The organism is Herbivorax alkaliphila (assembly GCF_030848475.1).
In the GTDB taxonomy this organism is placed as follows: Bacteria; Bacillota; Clostridia; order Acetivibrionales; family Acetivibrionaceae; genus Herbivorax.
Window position 1 is genome coordinate 14,805 of the sequence record NZ_JAVDDS010000032.1, and the last position, 19,215, is coordinate 34,019.

Sequence of the window (19,215 nt, forward strand, 5' to 3'; positions counted from 1 at the left end):
ATTTAGGATTTGTATTAAGGTATAGATATAAGTATAATTTGAGGAAAGGATAGATGCTGATGATAAAAGTTATTTGTGGGAAAAAAGGTGTGGGAAAGACAAGGGTTTTGGTGGATTCCTCAAACAGTCTTGTGGATACTTGTTCTGGAGATGTAGTTTTTATTGATGGAAGTAGTCAGTTGATGTATGAATTGAATCACAAGATAAGGTTTATTAATTTATCTGAATTTCCTTTACAAGTCAGTGGGTCTTTTATTTTTCTCGGTTTTTTATGTGGAGTGATATCAGGAAATTATGATATTAGTGGAGTATTTGTCGATAATGTTTCTAAAGTTATAGGTGAAGATAATGATGAGTTAAAAAAGTTATTTGATGGTATAAATAAACTTTCTGATGAATACAATATTGATTTTTACATGTCAATAGAAGGAGATCCGAATTCTATGCCGGAATTTATTAAAGAGTATTATTAAATCATAGTTGTTTATAAAAACAGACTATGTTTTTATTTTGGAGTTTTAGAGAAAAATGCTGCTGTAGAACAAATTTGTTTTGCGGCAGTATTCTTATATTTTGAAGTTTTAGAACTTAAAATGAAAGATTTAGAATTTATATTAAAATATTTGGATGGAGTAAAATGCATAAAATTGCTGTAGTTGTAATAAGTAATTCTACAAGAAAATTTGATAAAGAATATCACTATATAATTCCACATGAGCTTCTTGATTTAATAAATACAGGGATTCGAGTGATTGTTCCCTTTGGTAGGTCAGACAGGCATATTGAAGGATATGTTTTTGATATTATTGAAAAAACTGAAATAAAAGGATTGAAGAAAATAAAGGATTTTATTGACCGAAAGCCTTTGTTGAGTTATTCAATGATTAGATTAGCTAGATGGATGAAAAAACGGTATATATGTACATATTCAGATGTTATAAGGAGTATGCTTCCACCGGGAATCGGAGTAAAGAGTTCAAAAACTGTAGTGCTTAAAAATAATGAAGCTACTCTTAGAGGAAACAAGGCTAAAATAGTTAGTAAACTTAGTTCATGTGGAGGAAAAATAGATTATGAAGAGCTTAGGGAAATTATAAATTCTAGGACTTTCCCTAAATACATAAAGAGTCTTGAAGAACTAGGAGTTATTGATGTTACTGAAGAATTTACAATGGGGGTTAATAAAAAACATATAAAAGTTGCCTTTATTGTAAAGTCTATTGAGGAAGTTATTGAGGAAATTGAGTCAAATGGTATAAAGAACATAAAGCAGATAAGGGTACTTGAAATGCTTATAGAAAATGAATATATTTCTGTAAGTGATATTACAAGGTTTACAGGGGTATCGTCTAGTGTTTTAAATACTTTAAATAAAAATGGCTATATTGATTACAGGGAAATTGAAGTAAAAAGAGATCCTCATAAAAATACTGTTTTTGAAAAAACTTTTCCTTTAAAACCTACTTATCAGCAGGCTATTGTATTGGAAAAAACAAAAAAATTTCTCAATGAAAGAAAATTTAAAGAAGTTCTTTTGCATGGTGTTACTGGAAGTGGAAAGACAGAAGTCTATCTTCAGCTTATAGAAAACTGTATTAACAAAGGAAAACAGGCAATTGTACTTGTTCCAGAGATATCTTTGACACCTCAGATGGTGGAAAGGTTCAAAGGAAGGTTTGGAAATGATGTGGCTGTATTACACAGTAGGTTGTCTTTAGGGGAGCGTTATGATCAATGGAGATTAATACGTGACAGCGATATTAAAGTTGTGGTTGGAGCAAGGTCAGCAGTGTTTGCTCCGGTAGATAAATTAGCACTTATAATAATTGATGAAGAGCATGAACACTCATATAAATCCGAGCTTACTCCAAAATACCAAGCAGCCGATGTAGCTAGAATAAGATGCAAGCTGGACAATGCTGTTTTGATGTATGGATCTGCAACTCCTTCGGTTGAGACATATTACAAAGCTCAAACAGGCAAGATAGAACTTATGGAAATGACAAAAAGAGCTAATAATATGATTCTTCCAAAAGTACATATTGTGGATATGAGAGAAGAGCTAAGTGATGGAAACAGGTCGGTTTTTAGCAGGAAATTGACCTGTGAGATAATAAAGAATATTGAAAAAAAGCAGCAGACTATAATATTTTTAAATAGAAGGGGATATTCATCGTTTATTTTATGCAGAGGTTGTGGGCATGCTCTTATGTGCCCTAATTGCAATATTACCCTTACGTATCATGCTTATGATAAAAGATTGATATGTCATTATTGCGGTTATACAATAAAAAATCCTGATGTATGCCCTAAATGTAAAAGCAGTCATATTAGAAGTTTTGGAACAGGAACTCAAAAAATAGAAGAAGAAGTAAAAAAACATTTTAAAAATTCTACAGTTTTGAGGATGGATATGGATACAACAATGAGAAAAAATTCTCATGAAAGAATTTTAAAAGTTTTTAAAGAAGAAAATATAAATGTTATGGTTGGAACTCAGATGATTGCGAAAGGACATGATTTCCCAAATGTGACTTTGGTTGGAGTTATAGCAGCTGACAGTTTATTAAATGCAGGAGATTACAGAGCAACTGAAAGAACTTTCCAGCTAATAACCCAGGTAGCAGGAAGGGCAGGAAGGGGTACTGTTGAAGGGAGAGTAATAATTCAAACATATAATACTGAGAATTTTAGTATTGTATGTGCCTGTAATCAGGACTATGAATCATTTTACAAAAAAGAGATATTAATGAGAAAAAAGCTCTTATATCCACCTTTTATTAATTTAGCATCATTAATACTAAGTGGAATTAATGAAAAAATGGTGATTGATAGAGCAAATGAAGTAAAGAAAAATATTTATGAGAGTTTTAAGGGTACAGAGGGTATAAGTGAAGTATTAGGTCCTTTGCCGGCACCTTTATCTAAAATTAAAAATAAATACAGGTGGCGAATAATTATAAAATGTGAGAAAATAAATGTACTTTTAGCTGTTTTGACAAAAATATCGGATGATTATTATAATGCTAGTAAAAAGAATTCTGTCAATTTAAGTGTGGATATAAATCCTGTAAGTATGTTATAATATACAATGTTGTAATGGTTGAATTTAAAAATAAAGATGTTAAGTATATTAACAATGGGGGATGGCGTATGGCAATAAGGAATATAAGAATTGATGATGATGAAATTTTAAGAAAAGTATCTAAAAAAGTTGATGTGGTCAGTGAAAGGGTTTTAACGCTTTTAGCAGATATGGCAGAGACCATGTATTATTCTAAAGGAGTTGGTCTAGCAGCACCACAGGTGGGGGTCCTAAAGAGAGTAGTTGTGATTGATATAGGAGAAGGATTAATAGAGCTTATTAATCCTGAAGTAATAAAAAGAGAAGGCGAGCAGACTGAGATTGAAGGATGTCTTAGTCTTCCAGATGTTATGGGGGAAGTTGTAAGACCTGAGCGTGTAGTAGTAGAAGCTTTAAATAAAAAAGGAGAAAAAATAACTCTTGAAGGTGAGGGACTTTTGGCAAGAGTTTTTTGTCATGAAATTGATCATCTTGACGGGACGTTGTTTAAAGATAAGGTTATAAAATTTGTTGATAAAGAAGAGATTATAAAAGACAACAGTAAGTAGATACGAGGTGATAGAAATGAGAGTAGTTTTTATGGGAACACCTGATTTTGCTCTTCCAAGTCTTGATATGCTTGTTCAGGAAGGTTATGACATAGCAGCAGTTGTTACACAGCCTGACAAGCCGGCTAAAAGGGGGAAAAAGGTGACAATGCCCCCTGTTAAGGACTATGCCATTAGTAAAGGAATAAGAGTTTTACAACCTGAAAAAATAAAAACATCGGAATTTTTAGAAACACTAGAAGAAATAAAGCCTGATATTTTGATAACAGTAGCTTATGGTAAAATACTATCAAAAGAAATACTAGATCTTCCTCCACATGGTTGTATAAATGTTCATGGTTCTCTTTTGCCTAAGTACAGGGGGGCGGCTCCTGTGCATTGGTCAATTATAAATGGTGAGAAGACTACAGGTATTACTACTATGTATACAAATGAAGGAATGGATACTGGCGATATGCTTTTGAAATCAGAGATATCAATATCAGAAAATATGATTGTGGGAGAGCTTCATGACGAGCTGTCGGTGCTAGGTGCCCAAGTTCTAAAAGAGACTCTTCAAAAATTAAATGAATTAGAAAGAATTCCACAGGATAAGAGTGAGGCTACTTATGCTCCAATTATTAAAAAAGAAATTGGAGAAATAAATTGGTCAAAGTCATCTAATGAGGTTCATAACTTAATAAGGGGTACAAACCCTTGGCCGGGAGCTTTTACTTATTATACTGGTTCAAAGATGAAAGTCTGGAAAACTGAGGTTGTAAGTGAAGAATTGCACAATTGTAAACCAGGTACAATATTGAAGGTTAATAAAGAGGGGATTTTAGTTTGCTGCGGTAAAGGAAAGATAAACATAAAAGAAGTTCAATTTGCGTCTTGTAGAAGGATGTGCGTAGGAGACTATATTTGTGGAAATAAAATAGATGAAGGTGAAATACTTGGATAAGAGTTTAAAAAAGTTTTTGCTTTTATCTGGTGCTTTGATTTTGTTTTTTATTTTAATGCTTGCAATATTTGGACTGGTTTATTATTCTTCTTCAATATTTACATATAATATAATGACATTATTATTAATATTAGTGATAATAATAATGATAGTCTTTTTTATTTTTTCATCTCTAGCTATTTTTTATGTTTACAGGAACAGGGGAGTTAAAAACAGGATTATATTAGCATTATCAAAAGCAGGTATTAAGGTGTTACTGCCGTTAATCATGATGTTGGCGAATTTGTTTAACATTAAGAAGGATGTTGTAAGAAATTTCTATGTAAATTTTAACAATATTATGGTAGGCATATTACAAAAAAAGTATAAAAAAGAAGATGTGATTGTGCTTTTGCCTCATTGTTTACAGAACTCTGATTGCATTTTTAAGATAACAAATGATATTTCAAACTGCAAAGCCTGTGGAAAGTGTACAATTGGTGATGTTTTAAAGATAACAAGAGAAAAGAAAGTTAGATGTTTTGTATTGACAGGGGGGACAGCAGCTAGAAATATTGTTAAAAAGTTAAGGCCTAAAATGATTTTATCTGTTGCATGTGAAAGAGATTTAACAAGTGGTATAATTGATGTGGGAAATATACCGGTTATAGGTATTATAAACAAAAGACCTAATGGTCCTTGCTATAATACCTGTGTTGATGTAAATATTTTTAAAGAAAAGCTTGACAGTATTATAAAATAACAATAAAATGTAAAAAGGAGGTAATTTTTATGCTGGGATTTATATTTTTGGATCAATATTATATACTTCTTGTGATTCCTGCTTTAGTATTTTCAATGTATGCTCAATTTAAAGTAAAGAATACCTTTGGAAAATACAGCAAGGTATCAAACAAGAAAGGATTGACAGGTGCTGATATAGCAAGGGTAATTCTTGAGAAAAATGGGCTTAATGATGTAAGGATTGAGAAAGTTGGAGGGGAGCTTACAGACCATTATGATCCTAGAACAAAGGTTGTAAGACTTTCACAAGTTGTGCATGGAAGTAATTCAGTTGCAGCTATAGGCGTTGCAGCTCACGAAACAGGTCATGCCATACAACACAGTGTTGGTTATGGACCTTTAGTTTTAAGAAGCACCTTGGTGCCTGTGGCAGGAATTGGTTCTAATATGGGGTTTCCTATGGCTATAGTAGGGCTTATTTTTGGTTGGGATCCATTAATCTATATAGGTATAGGAGCATTTTCACTGGCGGTGTTGTTTTATTTAGTCACCCTTCCAGTAGAGTTTAATGCCAGCAGCAGAGCCATAAGGACTCTAGAGGATACAGCTATTTTAGACTATGATGAAGTTGACCCAGCAAAAAAGGTTTTATCGGCAGCGGCGATGACATATGTTGCTTCGGCGGCTGTTGCAATAGCTAATCTTTTACGTTTGGTTTTACTAGCTAGAAGAAGGTGAATTAAAATAAGTATTGATAAGACGAGAGAAACAGTAATTAAAATTTTATACGATATAGACAATAAAGGTGCTTACTCAAATATATCTTTGAGTAAGCACTTAGAGAGTGGAAATTTTAAAGATATAGACAGAGCTTTTATCACCGAGATGGTTTATGGTATTTTAAAGTGGAGGCTGACTATTGACTTTATAATTTCAAGTTTTTCAAAAATAAGATTAAAAAAAGTATCTTCGTGGATATTAAATATTTTGCGTTTAGGGGTTTATCAGCTTGTTTTTACAGATCGAATACCTGTATCAGCTGCATGTGATGAAAGTGTTAAGCTTGCAAAGAGGTATGGGCATGTAGCAAGCAGTAAGTATGTAAATGGAGTCTTGAGAAATATTTCTAGGAATAAAAATAAAATAAAATATCCTAATAGAAAAGATAATTTGGTTAAATTTTTATCTGTGAGTTATTCTCATCCAATTTGGATGGTAGATAATTGGTTAAAAAGATATGGAGAGGAGTTTACAGAAGAACTTCTTAAAAGTAACAATGAAACACCTTCCTTTACAATAAGGGTAAATACTTTAAAAATTTCTAAAACTGATCTTAAAAAAAGTTTGGAAGAAGAAGGTTTTGAAGTAGATGAAGGAAGATATGCAAAAGATGCACTGGCAATTAAAAACCCTAAGTCTTTACAAAAAATAGATGCTTTTACAAAAGGATATTTTCAAGTTCAGGATGAAAGCTCCATGCTTGTAGGAAGAGTATTAAATCCAGAGTCAGGTGATGTTGTTTTAGATGTGTGTAGTGCTCCAGGGGGAAAATCTACACATTTGGCTCAGTTAATGAATAATAGAGGAAGAATAGTTGCAAGGGATATTTATAAGCACAAAATAAAACTTATAAATCAGGCTGCAAAAAGGCTGGGTATAAATATTATTGAAGCAGAAGTTTTTGATGCAGGTGTATTAGATGAAAAGCTTAAAGACAGTATGGATAAGGTTTTAGTCGACGCTCCATGTACAGGTCTTGGAATTGTAAGAAGAAAGCCTGACATAAAATGGGCAGAAAAAAAAGAAGGTAAGAGTGAAATTATAAAGCTTCAGAAAAAAATATTATCCACATCTTCAAAATATGTAAAAAAGGGTGGTATAATAGTTTATAGTACATGTACAATAGAACCAGAGGAAAATCAACATGTAGTTGAGGAATTTTTGAAAAATAATGAAGAATTCTCTTTAGAGGATATTTCAGAGGATTTACCTGAGTTGGTTACTGAAAAAAGAGGTTTTATACAATTTTATACAAACAAGCATGAAATTGATGGTTTTTTTATTGCAAAAATGAAGAAAAGGAGTTAATATAGTATGGAAGGGAAAGTAGACCTTCTAAATATGGAGATAAATGAATTACAAGATTTTCTTGTTGACTTGGGAGAAAAAAAATTTAGAGCACGCCAGATATTTGAATGGTTGAATAAAGGTGTTAAAGACATTGATGATATGACAAATCTTTCTAAGGTGCTGCGTGAAAAGCTTAAGTTTAAGGCATATATAAATAATTTTGAAGTTGTGAAAAAACTTATATCCCAAGTTGATGGAACAAGAAAGTATATTTTCAAACTTTATGACAGGGATGTAATAGAGAGTGTGCTAATGAATTATTCACATGGGTTTAGTGTGTGCATATCATCTCAGGTTGGATGCAGGATGGGCTGTAGTTTTTGTGCATCTACAGGTGCAGGATTTAATCGAAATCTAAGTGCATCTGAAATGTTAGATCAGGTTTTAACGATAGGAAGTGATATAAAAAAAAGAATTGGCAATGTTGTTATTATGGGAATTGGCGAACCCTTAGACAATTATGACAATTTAATTAAGTTTTTAAGATTGATTAATCATAAAGATGGATTAAATATTGGACTTAGACATATTGCAATATCTACTTGTGGTCTTGTGCCGGAGATATTGAGGTTTTCAAAAGAGAATATGCCTGTTACTTTGTCAATATCATTGCATGCTCCTGATGATGAAACTAGGGGGAAAATTATGCCTATTAACAATAAATATCCACTTGACAAATTGATTGAAGCATGTAAGATATATACTATGACTACTAGCAGACGAATTACATTTGAATATTCTCTTATAGATGGGGTTAACGATTCACTAGAACATGCAAAAAAACTTGCATTACTTATAAAAGGTATGTTGTGCCATGTAAATTTGATACCTGTAAATACGGTATCAAGTACTGATTATAAAAAAAGTAGCAGGGAAAAGATTCAAATGTTTAGAAATGTTGTACAAAGGCATGGAATTGAGGTAACTGTCAGAAGAGAATTAGGAAGCGAAATTGATGCTGCATGTGGTCAGCTGAGAAGGAATATAAAAAATAATATATAGTGTTTTAAATATAGTAATTTTTATAAAAAAGCAGTAAAAAGAGTTAATGCAAAACATGAGTGAAAATAGCATTTTCCATACAAAATGTATAAAGTTAAACTGGGGAGTGGTATAGTGAGATTTGCAGCGGTAAGCGATAAAGGCAGGGTTAGAGAATTAAATGAGGACAGCTATAGAGTAATAACAGGACATGATAAAATTCCAGATGCATTTATTATTGCAGATGGTATGGGTGGGCATAGTTCTGGAGATGTAGCAAGTAATATGGCTGTTGAGTTTGCAAAAGAGTACATATTAAATAATCCTGAAATTTTTTCCAGTGACGAAAACACATTAAATGGAATAAAAATTTTAATGGAAGAAGCAAATAGGGCAATTTACGAAAAGGCATCCCATTCTGAAGAAAACTCAGGTATGGGCACCACATTTATTGTAACTGTTGTTTTAAATAATAAAATATACATTGGTCATGTAGGTGATAGTAGAGTATATCTTATAAGAAACAACAGCATAAAAAGATTAACGATGGACCACTCCTACATAGAAGAACTTATTAAAAATGGCTCTATTACAAGAGAAGAAGCTCAAAACCATCCAAAGAAAAATATAATTACCAGAGCATTAGGTTGTAATGCCAACATTCTTGTAGACACATTAAATAGCTCTATAGATGAAAATGATATATTTGTTTTGTGTACTGATGGTTTGACAAATATGTTGTCTGATGATGAAATTATGAAAATAATATTGGAAAATGATAATCCTAGCTATTCTTGTAATGAATTAGTGAGATTAGCTAATGAAAAAGGCGGGGACGACAATATAACTGTTGTTATTCTTAAAGACAAGTAGTGTGTTTTTAAGAAGTTTTGGGAATATTGTTATTAAAAATTTTATTTAAAAGATATAGATTAGAGGTGCTGATATGATAGGTCAAATCCTTGGGAGTAGATACGAATTAATTGAAAAAATAGGTGGAGGTGGAATGGCACTTGTCTATAAGGCAAAGTGTAAGTTGCTGAACAGGTTTGTTGCAGTAAAGATTTTAAGACCTGATTTTACAAATGACGAAGAGTTCATAAAGCGTTTTAGAATTGAGGCACAGGCAGCAGCAAGTCTTTCCCATCCCAATATAGTTTCTATTTATGATGTAGGTAATGAAGAAGATACTCATTATATTGTAATGGAGTATGTTGATGGTGTTACTTTAAAGGAGTACTTAGAAAAAAAAGGTAAGCTAAACTGGAAAGAAGCAGTTAATATATCAATACAGATATCTCTAGCAATTGAGCATGCTCATAAAAACAATATTGTTCACAGAGATATAAAACCACATAATATTTTGTTTACTAAAGATGAAATGGTCAAGGTTACAGATTTTGGAATAGCTAGAGCTGTAACCTCTTCTACTATAACAATGGCAGGTGGGACAATTGGCTCTGTTCACTATTTTTCCCCTGAGCAGGCAAGAGGGGGATTTACAGATGAAAAATCCGACATTTATTCTTTAGGAATAGTGCTTTATGAGTTGTTGACAGGGGAACTTCCATTTGATGGGGATTCACCTGTTGCAGTAGCTATCAAACATATACAGGATGAGCCAGAAGAAGCAATAAAAATAAACAAGAAAATTCCAATTGGAGTAAACAGTATTGTAAAAAAGGCTGTGCAAAAAGATCAAAACAGTAGATATCAAAAATCTTCAGAAATTTTAGATGATTTATATAGGGTTTTAGATGAACCAAATACTCAGTTTTTTGAAGAAGAAAACATTAAAGATTCTCCTACTGTGAGAGTGCCAGCATTAGGAGAAAAAGATTCAATTAATGATAAAAAGGTATCTAAGAAAACAGGTGATAATGATATGAAAAGGAAAAAGAAAAAAGATAAAATTACCACAATAGTTGCAGTTTCTACATCCATAATTGTGGTTGCTGTAATAGCAATTATGGGAGTGAAGGTTATACTTTCTCAAATGGAACAGGACAGAGAAGAATTTACTGTAGGTGATTATATAGGTATGGATTATTCTGAAGTGGTTCAGATGTTAGAAGAAAATAACATTCAGGTTAATCCTGTGGAGAGGTATAATGAAGATGTTCCAGAAGGTGAGATTTTTTATCAGGACAGAGGAGAAGGCGAAACTTTAATACCTGGTGAATTTAGCGAGATAGAAATTCACATAAGCAAAGGGTCTGAGTATTTTGAAATACCTGATTTTAGAAGAACTGACTACAGGCAGGCAGGTATAACGTTGCGTGAAAATGGGCTTTTAGTTGAGGAAGAGACTGAATACAGTGATACAGTTGCAATTGGGTATGTTATAAGGACGGAGCCTCCTATGAATGAAAGCGTGGAAAGTGGTGATACGGTAACTGTATATAGAAGTATAGGACCTGAAATAAAGACAACTACAGTTCCAGATTTAATTGGTAAAACTAGAGTAGAAGCCACTAACATTATATCAGAAAGAGATCTTACTGTTGGTGATGTTGAGCCTGAGGATATATCAAGTGTTGTTGATGAAGTGACAAGACAGGTGCCTGAACCAGGTATAGAAGTTAATGAAGGAACTTCTATAAACCTTTATTTTGACGAATTAATACCTAATGAAAAGATAGTTAACAGAGTTATAACATTAGAAAATGAAGACGATTATGGTGATAGAATATATGTTATGGTAAATGCAGAAAAATCAAATAGTGATGAAATAGAACAAATATATAGAGAAAATGTAAAAAAAGAAGATTTTCCAATAGTTATTTCGATACCTGTTCCTGAAGACGGAAGTACAAATGCCAAAGTGTATTTAGACAGAAGATTTTATAAAGAGTTTGAAGAGATTTATTAGGGAGGTACAAAATTTGCCCAAAGGTGTAATTATTAAAGGTATAATGGGGTTTTACTATGTAAGAACAGAAGATGGGGTATATGAGTGTAAACCTAGAGGGCTTTTTAGAAAAAATTCTATAACTCCTTTGCCTGGTGACAGCGTTTCAATTTCTGTTATAAATGAAAAAACAAAAGTTGGAAATATTGAAGAAATATTTGAGAGGACTAATGAACTTGTTAGACCTTCTGTAGCAAATATTAATCAGATTGCAATGGTTTTTTCAGTAAAATCACCTCTCCCAGATTTTATGCTACTTGATAAACTCCTTGTTACTGCATCTGAAAAGGGGATAGAGGCAGTTATTGTAATCAATAAAATAGACTTAGACGAGATGGAAAAATATAAGAAGATTGTAAGTTGCTACGAAGATATTGGGTATAAAACAATACCTTTGAATTCTTTAAATGGGATTGGCTTTGAAAAGTTAGAAAAAGTACTAAAAGATAAAATCACCGTTTTTGCAGGACAATCAGGAGTGGGAAAATCAACAATCCTAAACAAGATAATGAATTCTTATATTATGGAGATAGGAGATTTAAGCAGTAAAAATGATAGAGGAAAGCATACTACAAGGCATGCTGAACTTATAGAGTTGAAAACAGGAGGATTTATTGTAGATACTCCAGGTTTTAGTTCTTTTCAGATATCAAATATAGATGTTGAAAACCTTAAAAAATGTTATCCAGAGTTTGTATTTTACTCTAATGAGTGTAAGTTCAGTGGATGTTCCCACATAAAAGAACCAAAGTGTGCTGTTAAAAATGCTTTAGAATCAGGCGAAATTGATTCAGGTAGATATAATAGATATGTTGAGCTGTATAAGGTTTTAATGGACAAGCATAAAAGAAGATATTCATAATTTTCAATAAATATTATTCACAAAGTTGGTCTAAAATAGAGGCTTCAGATGGAGTCTTAGAATAAGATAAAATTTATATACAATTTATAAATTAAGCAACATGATTTTGCAATAACTAGAGCAGATATTGTGAAGAATTATTGCAAAACATGTAGAAAGTAAAAAGGAAGTGTTTTAAATTGATTAAAATTGCACCTTCCCTTTTGTCTGCTGATTTTTCAAAGATGGGGGAAGAAATATCCGAGGTTGAAAGTGCTGGGGCGGATTTATTACATATTGATGTTATGGATGGAAGTTTTGTTCCTAATATAACAATCGGGCCACCTGTTATTAGGTCTTTAAAAAAAATAAGCAAGCTTCAATTTGATGTTCATCTTATGATAAAAAATCCAGAGAATCATATTGAGTCATTTGTTAAAGCCGGTGCCGATAGTATAACTGTACATGTTGAAGAGAATACTCATTTACATAAAATAATTCAACAAATAAAATCCTATGGCGTTAAAGCCTCAGTGGCAATAAATCCAAGTACTTCATTATCAACTATTGAGTGGATTTTAGATGAGTTGGATATGATACTTATTATGTCTGTGAATCCTGGATTTGGCGGACAGGAGTATATTGAGTTTACAACTAAAAAGATTGAAAATGCTAAAAAAATGATTGACAATAGAGGTCTTAATGTAGATATTGAAGTTGACGGAGGAATAGATACTAGCAATATACATAAAATTGTAAAAGCAGGTGCAAATGTAATAGTATCTGGATCTACTATATTTGAATCGACTGATAGAAAAAGCATTATAAAAAAACTAAGGGAAAAGGCTTAAGATACATGCTTATTAATTTAATATATAATGGTGGGTATTATGACAGGTATTATTGTAGCTAATGGTAGCATAGAGGACTATTCATTTTATAAAAAATATTTTGATGGAGAAAATTTGGTTATTGCAGCCGATGGTGGAGCATTTCACTTAAGAAGGCTTGGTGTAGAGCCAGATATTTTATTAGGTGATTTTGATTCTATATCAAAAGAAGATTATAATTTTTATAATAAATCTAACATAGAATTATTGGAGTATCCTAAAAAAAAGGATGCCACTGATACAGAGATAGCAATAAGTGAAGCTGTAAAAAGAGGTTGTAACAAAATAATAATAATTGGTGGAGTAGGTTCTAGATTTGACCATTCTATATCAAATGTATTTTTATTAAAGCAGATGTTAGATAAAGGAGTAATAGGAATTGTAGTAAATGAATATAATGAAATTTATTTGGTAAGGGATAGAATTAGTGTGGAAGCTGAAAAGGGATATAAATTATCTTTGTTGCCTGTTACAGAAAGGGTTGAGGGAATAACAACCAAAGGTTTGTACTATGAACTAGCTGATGATACCATTGAATTAGGTAGTAGCAGAGGAATAAGTAATGAGTTTTTAAGTGATAATGCAGAAATATTAATAAAAAATGGAACGTTAATGGTTATAAAATCAAAAGATTAAAAACAAGATTTGAAAAAGTGGTTAATTCCTAACCTAGGAATTAACCACTTTTAAATATCTTATTAAACTAAGGTGGAGAAAAATCTCCACCTTAAGCTTTTATGTTTGGCCATTTATTAGCTAATTATTCTCAGCAGGGAAGCTTGAAATAATTTCTAAGATGTATCTTTGTAGTAAAGTAGAATCAGTTGAATCAATCTGACCGTCATCATTTAAATCTGCTGCTAGGTGCCCAGGGTATGGATTACCTTCTGTATCAACCTGCGGAAGGTCTGATATTTCTAAAATATATCTGCTTAGCAACATATAGTCTGTTGAATCAATTATTCCATCGCCATTTAAATCTCCATAAGTGAATGTGTCAGGTTCTGGGGTTGGTGTTGGGGTAGGCGTTGGTGTGTCTTCTGGAGTGCTTCCGTCAGGCTCTTCACCAAAGATAAGCAATCCGTCACTGTATACTGGTATTTGAGGTACAGGTTCCCACTCCTCTGTAATACCAGGATATGAAAAAGCATTTGTATTGTCCCATGGTGCATCATTAGGAGGCATTATATTAAATTGCACTTCTTTTTGATGGTCACTTCTACTTCCAGGGAAAACTGGTGTACCAGTCAAATCAATTTCAAAGTAGTATATATTGTTGGAAGCGTCATATTCTATCGGGTCAGAGATGCTTGCTGTGTCAGCTGCACTGTATACTATACTTGTTGTTATTGCATCTGGGCTGTGACCAGCATCAATGTAGTCTGTTAAATCAACAAAATACTTAAATGAAAGGTCATCTTTAACTCTTGCAGGCCAGCCTGATTTATTAACTACATATGCTTCAACTTCAGTTGCATTCTCCCTATCACCTAATGATGCTGAAACAAAAATTTCCGGATAAGGAACTTCTTCAATTGCATCAAAATCAGGTATTGGGTCTCCGCCGTAAATATCATACATCTTTGCAAGAGCACCAACAAATCCAGCATTGTAGTCACATGCAACTTCATTTTGCACATAGTCATTTATATCATCAACATAATCGTCACTTTGATCAGGACCTCCAACCAAGGCACCATAAAGAGTATGCCTGTGATATGATGGTTCATCAGAAGTATCAACCCACGAACTGTGTGCTGTCCTGTGGTGAGGGTGTTGAGGTGGATCTTCTCCAAAACCGATTACATAGCTTCTACCGCTACTTCCTAAAGCATAGTCTACTTGTTGTTTTGCAAAGTCCATGTAATATTCAGCCTTTTCTTCAGGACATTCGGACCAGTCAGAGTAAACAGAAGCTAAAAAGGCTGTAGTTGTTGCATGACGAAGTACGCCCCAAGATGTTAAATGTGCCAGCCCCTCAGGTGTGTATGCTATTCTATCACCATCGTAACCAACAGTCCAGTAGTCAAGATGTCTCTCAACATGCTCTTTATATATTGATTTATTTGTGATTCTTGCTAATAAAAGTGATGCTCCATACATAACATCATCCCAGCAATGTCCCCACTTATAGGCAAGTAAATCGACTCTTTCTTCACGATTCCAATTTTCTACATAGCTTTCAGCTTTATCAAGGTAATAGTCATCTCCTGTTGCCATATACAGCCATACACCTGCCCAAGAAAGCTCATCCCAAAAACCACTCCAAGAGTCATAATAATTATTTGCAGCAGTATATCCTTCATCACTTTGTGTTATATCTGCAAATTCAAAAAGATCCTCTGCGTGTTGTAAGCAGAGTTGGGAATACTCTGGATCTGAGTCTTGAAAGACTATTGCAGCTGAGGCAAGAGCAGCTGCAGTTCCTGCTACAACAGCAGAACCTGGACTATCAAGGGTTACTTTGTGTGATAGTCTTTCAGATTGCATGTCAATTACTTCAGCAGGTACCCACCATCTGTGATCAGCTATTCCGTCTCCAACTTGATAGTAGTAGACATATTTTTCAGGATGACACCTTATAAAATAGTCTGTAGCCCAGCGTATTTGCTGTTTTAAATATGGAAGTTGACCACTTCTTTCTAATGCGTCACCATACTCATAAATTGCCCATGATAGCATTGTAGCAGTATAAGACATAGGAAGATTAAATTTGATGTGATCGCCTGCATCAAACCAACCACCAGTCAAATCAAGACCTACATCGCTACCGTCTCCAAGGCATGAATCTCCACGCCAGTTGTTACGAATGTTGTCAGGCAGTTCTCCTGACATTTGAAACTCATAAAACATAATTGCCTTTTGTAGTGCTTCTCCATAGTTATAATCTGATGCATCAGCTGTTGATGGAGGAACCATAAAGGTTACAAGAAAAGCAGCAATAACAACTAGGCATACAAGTTTTTTCATTATACATCGCCCCTTTTTAATTTTTTAATATATTAAAGCTTGGGGACTAAGGAATGTCCTCAGCTTTTTATTAAAACTCAACCTTCTATAAAGCGAGTTTTTTCAAGTGGAGAACTACCACCTGAACGCTAAACCAGTTCACATATGTTTTCCACACCATATAAAATATATTCGACTAGAATAGATATTTTAAGGGGGGTTATATGTTCTTTATAAAAGGTTATAATCTTTTGCCAGTGATTTAAAAGCAGTATATGAATTTTCAATAGTTTCAAGACTTACACAGTATGTGAGTCTAAAATAACCAGGACAGCCAAAGCCTTTACCTGGAACCAAAAGAAGATTATACTTTAAAGCAGATTTTGCAAACGCTACATCATCTTCAATAGGTGATTTAGGAAATAGGTAAAATGCTCCTTGAGGCTTTATGCATGAAAATCCTGTATTGGTTAAAATTTCGTACAGTTTATCACGCCTTGCTTTGTACATTTCAACATCGACGTTAGCATTTAGTGAATAGCCGATTACTTTTTGAAAAAAAGCTGGGGCATTTACAAATCCTAAAATTCTGTTACAAAAAATCAATGAATTAATAACAGTGTCAAAATCAGAGATATCTGGATTTACTGCAATGTAGCCAACTCTCTCTCCTGGAAGAGACAGAGACTTACTAAATGAGTTTACAATAAATGAGTTTTTGAATATTTTTAATATAGAGGGAAGTTCGATTTCATCATAAACTAGTTTATTATATGGCTCATCTGATATAACGTATATTGTGCTATTAAATTCTTTTTCTTTTGAGCTCAGTACGTTGGATAGATTTTTTAAAGTTTCTTCACTATAAATACAACCTGAAGGGTTGTTAGGTGAATTTATAATTACTGCTTTTGTTTTTTTAGTTATTTTCTTTTTTAATAATTCAAGGTCAGGTTCAAAGCTACCCTTTTCAGGTGCTACTATTACAGGTGTTCCACCGTGGTTATCAACATAAAAATTGTATTCAGCAAAAAATGGTGCAAAGATTATAACCTCATCATCTGAATCTAAAAGAGTTTTAAAAATAACATTAAGTCCACCAGCGGCACCACACGTCATTACTATATGATTTTCAGAAAGAGAAAGTCCTGTTTCATCATTTATGCTTTGAGAAATTTTTTGTCTTACATCAGAAAAACCAGCATTGTTCATATAACGATGAGCACCTCTTTCGTTTTCTGATATTATTTTTTTCAAAACATCCCTAACAGCTTCTGGAGGTTCAGGGTCGGGATTTCCTAAGGAAAAATCATATACATTTTTTTCTCCATGAATTTTACGAAGCTTATCGCCTTCATCAAACATTGCTCTAATCCAAGAAGCTCTTTTTAAATTTTCCACTACTTTTTTTGATACCATTATAAACACTCCTTATTTTAAATATTAGTTTTTAATTTATTTACCAATTCCTCGTCAGGGGTAGTAACTATTGTTTTATGATTTTCGTAAGTTACCATGCCAGGTTGTGCACCTTTGAGTTTTTTTACATTTTTCACTGTGGTATAGTCCACTTCAACCTGAGCTGACATTTTAGCTTTGCTGTGATAAGCTGCCAACAGTGCCCCCTCAAGTAGTGTATTGTCAGAAATATCACATTTTTCTTTTCTTATTATTACATGTGATCCAGGTATTTCTTTTGTGTGAAGCCAGATATCATTTGAAGATGAAATTTTAAATGTCAGCTTATCATTTTGTACATTATTTTTCCCAACATATATATGTGTACCATCAGAGGATTTATACTTTAATGGGGAAGATGGCAAAGCATCTTTTTTGTTTTTTTTCTTTTTCTTATCCTTTAAATATCCTTCTAAAATAAGTTCTTGGCGTATTTCATCAATTTCTGAAAGAGATTTGCAATTTTCTAGGTTGTGAAATACACTTTCTAAGTATTCCAATTCTAAACGAGTTTCCTTAAGCTGTTCTTTAGCATGAATATCAGCTCTTTTAGATTTTGTATATTTTTTGAAATATTTTTGAGCATTTTGCTGGGGAGAAAGAGTTTTGTCCAAAGGGATTTCTATATATTCATTATCATTGCTATAATAATTTAATAAAGATACTTTCTCTAAATTTTTAGGTATACAGTAAATATTTGCTGTTATTAGTTCTCCAAAGAGTTTGTACCTATCTCTCTTTGCTGCTTTGCGAATTGCATCTTGAAATATTGTTATTTTTTTATTACACCTGTTAATGCTTTTATTAAGTACTTTAAAAAGAGAAGACTTTTTTTGCACAAGCCTTTCAATATTATCCTTTGAAGAATAAAACATGTCTAAAACATGACTAATTGATTGAAAGTATTCTATATTTTCGTACTGAGTTATTTTAAAAGAATGAAAATCTAATGGTTTCAAAGAGTCAAAACTATTCCATATAATGCATGGAGTGAAGTTTGAGTTAACAATATCTTTAGTCATATCATTTAAGACCAGTTTTAGGTTTTTTACATCCTTATCTGAAAGTTTTTCTATTAGAGTGTCTGGTTCAATTTCAGAACAAAAACATGCTTCTTTGCATAGCAAAGGGCTAAAGCCTTTGATGTTAGACAAAAGAAATTTTGAAACTTGCATATTAGATTGATCTTTTATTTTATTAAATAAACAATCAACATTAAAATCTTTAGGACTTATTTTATTTTGTGCAGGAGGAAGAGAATATTGTCTTGCAGGCATAATTTCTCTTATGCTGCTGGTATCTTTGTCTACATGCTTTATAGAATCAATAATTTTATTTTCAGCGTTTAAAAGAATTATGTTACTATGTTTTCCCATTACTTCCGCAACAAGTTTTTTATGTGTAAGGTCACCTAGTTCATTTAAGCTATCAATGTTTAAGGTGACTATTCTTTCAAAGTCGTGAAAGATTACATCTGTAATTTTACCTCCTGCCAGATGCTTTCTTAAGAGCATACAAAAAACTGGGGGAGAAACAGGATTTTCTTTTGTATGTTTTGTAAAATGAATCCTTGGATAGCTTGTGTTTGCAGAAATAACAAGTCTAAGGTTTTTCCCCTGAGCCCTTATATTTATCAGTATTTCATCATGTTCTGGTTGATATATTTTATCAATACGCCCACCTACAAGTATTTGGGACATTTCGTCAACTATACTCTTTGTTACTATACCATCAAATGGCAAAATATACACCTCTT

Annotated in this window: 16 protein-coding genes; 13 read left to right on the top strand and 3 right to left on the bottom strand. The window is 32.7% G+C overall.

Translation table 11 applies throughout. The features are described from left to right. Nucleotides 1–59 precede the first annotated feature (59 nt). The 13 genes from RBH29_RS12005 (at nucleotide 60) to RBH29_RS12065 (ending at nucleotide 13,688) form a co-directional block, all read left to right on the top strand. Nucleotides 60–473 (top strand): hypothetical protein, encoded by a 414-nt coding sequence (locus RBH29_RS12005; protein WP_306697105.1) that lies wholly within the window; start codon nucleotides 60–62, stop codon nucleotides 471–473. A gap of 164 nt (nucleotides 474–637) precedes the next feature. Beyond that, nucleotides 638–3,085, top strand: a complete 2,448-nt coding sequence (gene priA, locus RBH29_RS12010) for a primosomal protein N' (RefSeq protein ID WP_306697108.1) — start codon at nucleotides 638–640, stop codon at nucleotides 3,083–3,085. Nucleotides 3,086–3,153: 68 nt separating this feature from the next. Next, nucleotides 3,154–3,633 (top strand): peptide deformylase, encoded by a 480-nt coding sequence (gene def / locus RBH29_RS12015; protein ID WP_306697109.1) that lies wholly within the window; start codon nucleotides 3,154–3,156, stop codon nucleotides 3,631–3,633. 16 nt (nucleotides 3,634–3,649) lie between these two features. Further along, on the top strand, nucleotides 3,650–4,576 hold the full coding sequence (gene fmt / locus RBH29_RS12020; protein ID WP_306697110.1) for a methionyl-tRNA formyltransferase: 927 nt from the start codon (nucleotides 3,650–3,652) through the stop codon (nucleotides 4,574–4,576). Then, on the top strand, nucleotides 4,569–5,318 hold the full coding sequence (locus RBH29_RS12025; RefSeq protein ID WP_459076778.1) for a DUF116 domain-containing protein: 750 nt from the start codon (nucleotides 4,569–4,571) through the stop codon (nucleotides 5,316–5,318). The genes fmt and RBH29_RS12025 overlap by 8 nt, the downstream gene beginning before the upstream one ends. A gap of 29 nt (nucleotides 5,319–5,347) precedes the next feature. Further along, on the top strand, nucleotides 5,348–6,037 hold the full coding sequence (locus RBH29_RS12030; protein WP_306697112.1) for a zinc metallopeptidase: 690 nt from the start codon (nucleotides 5,348–5,350) through the stop codon (nucleotides 6,035–6,037). Between the two features lie 12 nt (nucleotides 6,038–6,049). Further along, complete coding sequence (gene rsmB / locus RBH29_RS12035; protein ID WP_459076779.1) at nucleotides 6,050–7,387, top strand: 16S rRNA (cytosine(967)-C(5))-methyltransferase RsmB; 1,338 nt, start codon at nucleotides 6,050–6,052, stop codon at nucleotides 7,385–7,387. 6 nt (nucleotides 7,388–7,393) lie between these two features. After that, nucleotides 7,394–8,431: a dual-specificity RNA methyltransferase RlmN gene (gene rlmN, locus RBH29_RS12040; RefSeq protein ID WP_306697113.1), complete on the top strand. Its 1,038-nt coding sequence runs from the start codon at nucleotides 7,394–7,396 to the stop codon at nucleotides 8,429–8,431. A gap of 84 nt (nucleotides 8,432–8,515) precedes the next feature. Then, on the top strand, nucleotides 8,516–9,283 hold the full coding sequence (locus tag RBH29_RS12045) for a Stp1/IreP family PP2C-type Ser/Thr phosphatase (protein ID WP_306697114.1): 768 nt from the start codon (nucleotides 8,516–8,518) through the stop codon (nucleotides 9,281–9,283). Between the two features lie 73 nt (nucleotides 9,284–9,356). Continuing rightward, nucleotides 9,357–11,282 carry a Stk1 family PASTA domain-containing Ser/Thr kinase gene (pknB, locus tag RBH29_RS12050; RefSeq protein WP_306697115.1) on the top strand — a complete coding sequence of 642 codons (1,926 nt, stop codon included), beginning with the start codon at nucleotides 9,357–9,359 and terminating at the stop codon, nucleotides 11,280–11,282. Nucleotides 11,283–11,295: 13 nt separating this feature from the next. Next, nucleotides 11,296–12,183, top strand: a complete 888-nt coding sequence (gene rsgA / locus RBH29_RS12055) for a ribosome small subunit-dependent GTPase A (protein WP_306697117.1) — start codon at nucleotides 11,296–11,298, stop codon at nucleotides 12,181–12,183. A gap of 179 nt (nucleotides 12,184–12,362) precedes the next feature. After that, nucleotides 12,363–13,013, top strand: coding sequence for a ribulose-phosphate 3-epimerase (rpe, locus tag RBH29_RS12060; protein WP_306697118.1), 651 nt, complete (start codon nucleotides 12,363–12,365; stop codon nucleotides 13,011–13,013). 27 nt (nucleotides 13,014–13,040) lie between these two features. Further along, nucleotides 13,041–13,688: a thiamine diphosphokinase gene (locus RBH29_RS12065; protein ID WP_306697119.1), complete on the top strand. Its 648-nt coding sequence runs from the start codon at nucleotides 13,041–13,043 to the stop codon at nucleotides 13,686–13,688. Nucleotides 13,689–13,808: 120 nt separating this feature from the next. Here the strand turns inward: RBH29_RS12065 and RBH29_RS12070 are convergent, their stop codons facing one another. The 3 genes from RBH29_RS12070 to RBH29_RS12080 all read right to left on the bottom strand — a co-directional run bounded on the left by RBH29_RS12070 (nucleotide 13,809) and on the right by RBH29_RS12080 (nucleotide 19,201). Continuing rightward, nucleotides 13,809–16,022 (bottom strand): glycoside hydrolase family 9 protein, encoded by a 2,214-nt coding sequence (locus tag RBH29_RS12070; RefSeq protein ID WP_306697120.1) that lies wholly within the window; start codon nucleotides 16,020–16,022, stop codon nucleotides 13,809–13,811. 210 nt (nucleotides 16,023–16,232) lie between these two features. Further along, nucleotides 16,233–17,420, bottom strand: coding sequence for a pyridoxal phosphate-dependent aminotransferase (locus RBH29_RS12075; RefSeq protein ID WP_306697121.1), 1,188 nt, complete (start codon nucleotides 17,418–17,420; stop codon nucleotides 16,233–16,235). A 17-nt stretch (nucleotides 17,421–17,437) separates the two neighbouring features. Next, nucleotides 17,438–19,201, bottom strand: coding sequence for an Rqc2 family fibronectin-binding protein (locus tag RBH29_RS12080; RefSeq protein ID WP_306697122.1), 1,764 nt, complete (start codon nucleotides 19,199–19,201; stop codon nucleotides 17,438–17,440). Between the last annotated feature and the right edge of the window lie 14 nt (nucleotides 19,202–19,215).

Coding starts and splice junctions, on each gene's coding strand:
- RBH29_RS12045 (WP_306697114.1), top strand. CDS start 8,516: ATGTATAAAGTTAAACTGGGGAGTGGTATAGTGAGATTTGCAGCGGTA.
- RBH29_RS12005 (WP_306697105.1), top strand. CDS start 60: ATGATAAAAGTTATTTGTGGGAAAAAAGGTGTGGGAAAGACAAGGGTT.
- priA (WP_306697108.1), top strand. CDS start 638: ATGCATAAAATTGCTGTAGTTGTAATAAGTAATTCTACAAGAAAATTT.
- RBH29_RS12030 (WP_306697112.1), top strand. CDS start 5,348: ATGCTGGGATTTATATTTTTGGATCAATATTATATACTTCTTGTGATT.
- pknB (WP_306697115.1), top strand. CDS start 9,357: ATGATAGGTCAAATCCTTGGGAGTAGATACGAATTAATTGAAAAAATA.
- rlmN (WP_306697113.1), top strand. CDS start 7,394: ATGGAAGGGAAAGTAGACCTTCTAAATATGGAGATAAATGAATTACAA.
- RBH29_RS12070 (WP_306697120.1), bottom strand. CDS start 16,022: ATGAAAAAACTTGTATGCCTAGTTGTTATTGCTGCTTTTCTTGTAACC.
- fmt (WP_306697110.1), top strand. CDS start 3,650: ATGAGAGTAGTTTTTATGGGAACACCTGATTTTGCTCTTCCAAGTCTT.
- RBH29_RS12075 (WP_306697121.1), bottom strand. CDS start 17,420: ATGGTATCAAAAAAAGTAGTGGAAAATTTAAAAAGAGCTTCTTGGATT.
- RBH29_RS12065 (WP_306697119.1), top strand. CDS start 13,041: ATGGTGGGTATTATGACAGGTATTATTGTAGCTAATGGTAGCATAGAG.
- def (WP_306697109.1), top strand. CDS start 3,154: ATGGCAATAAGGAATATAAGAATTGATGATGATGAAATTTTAAGAAAA.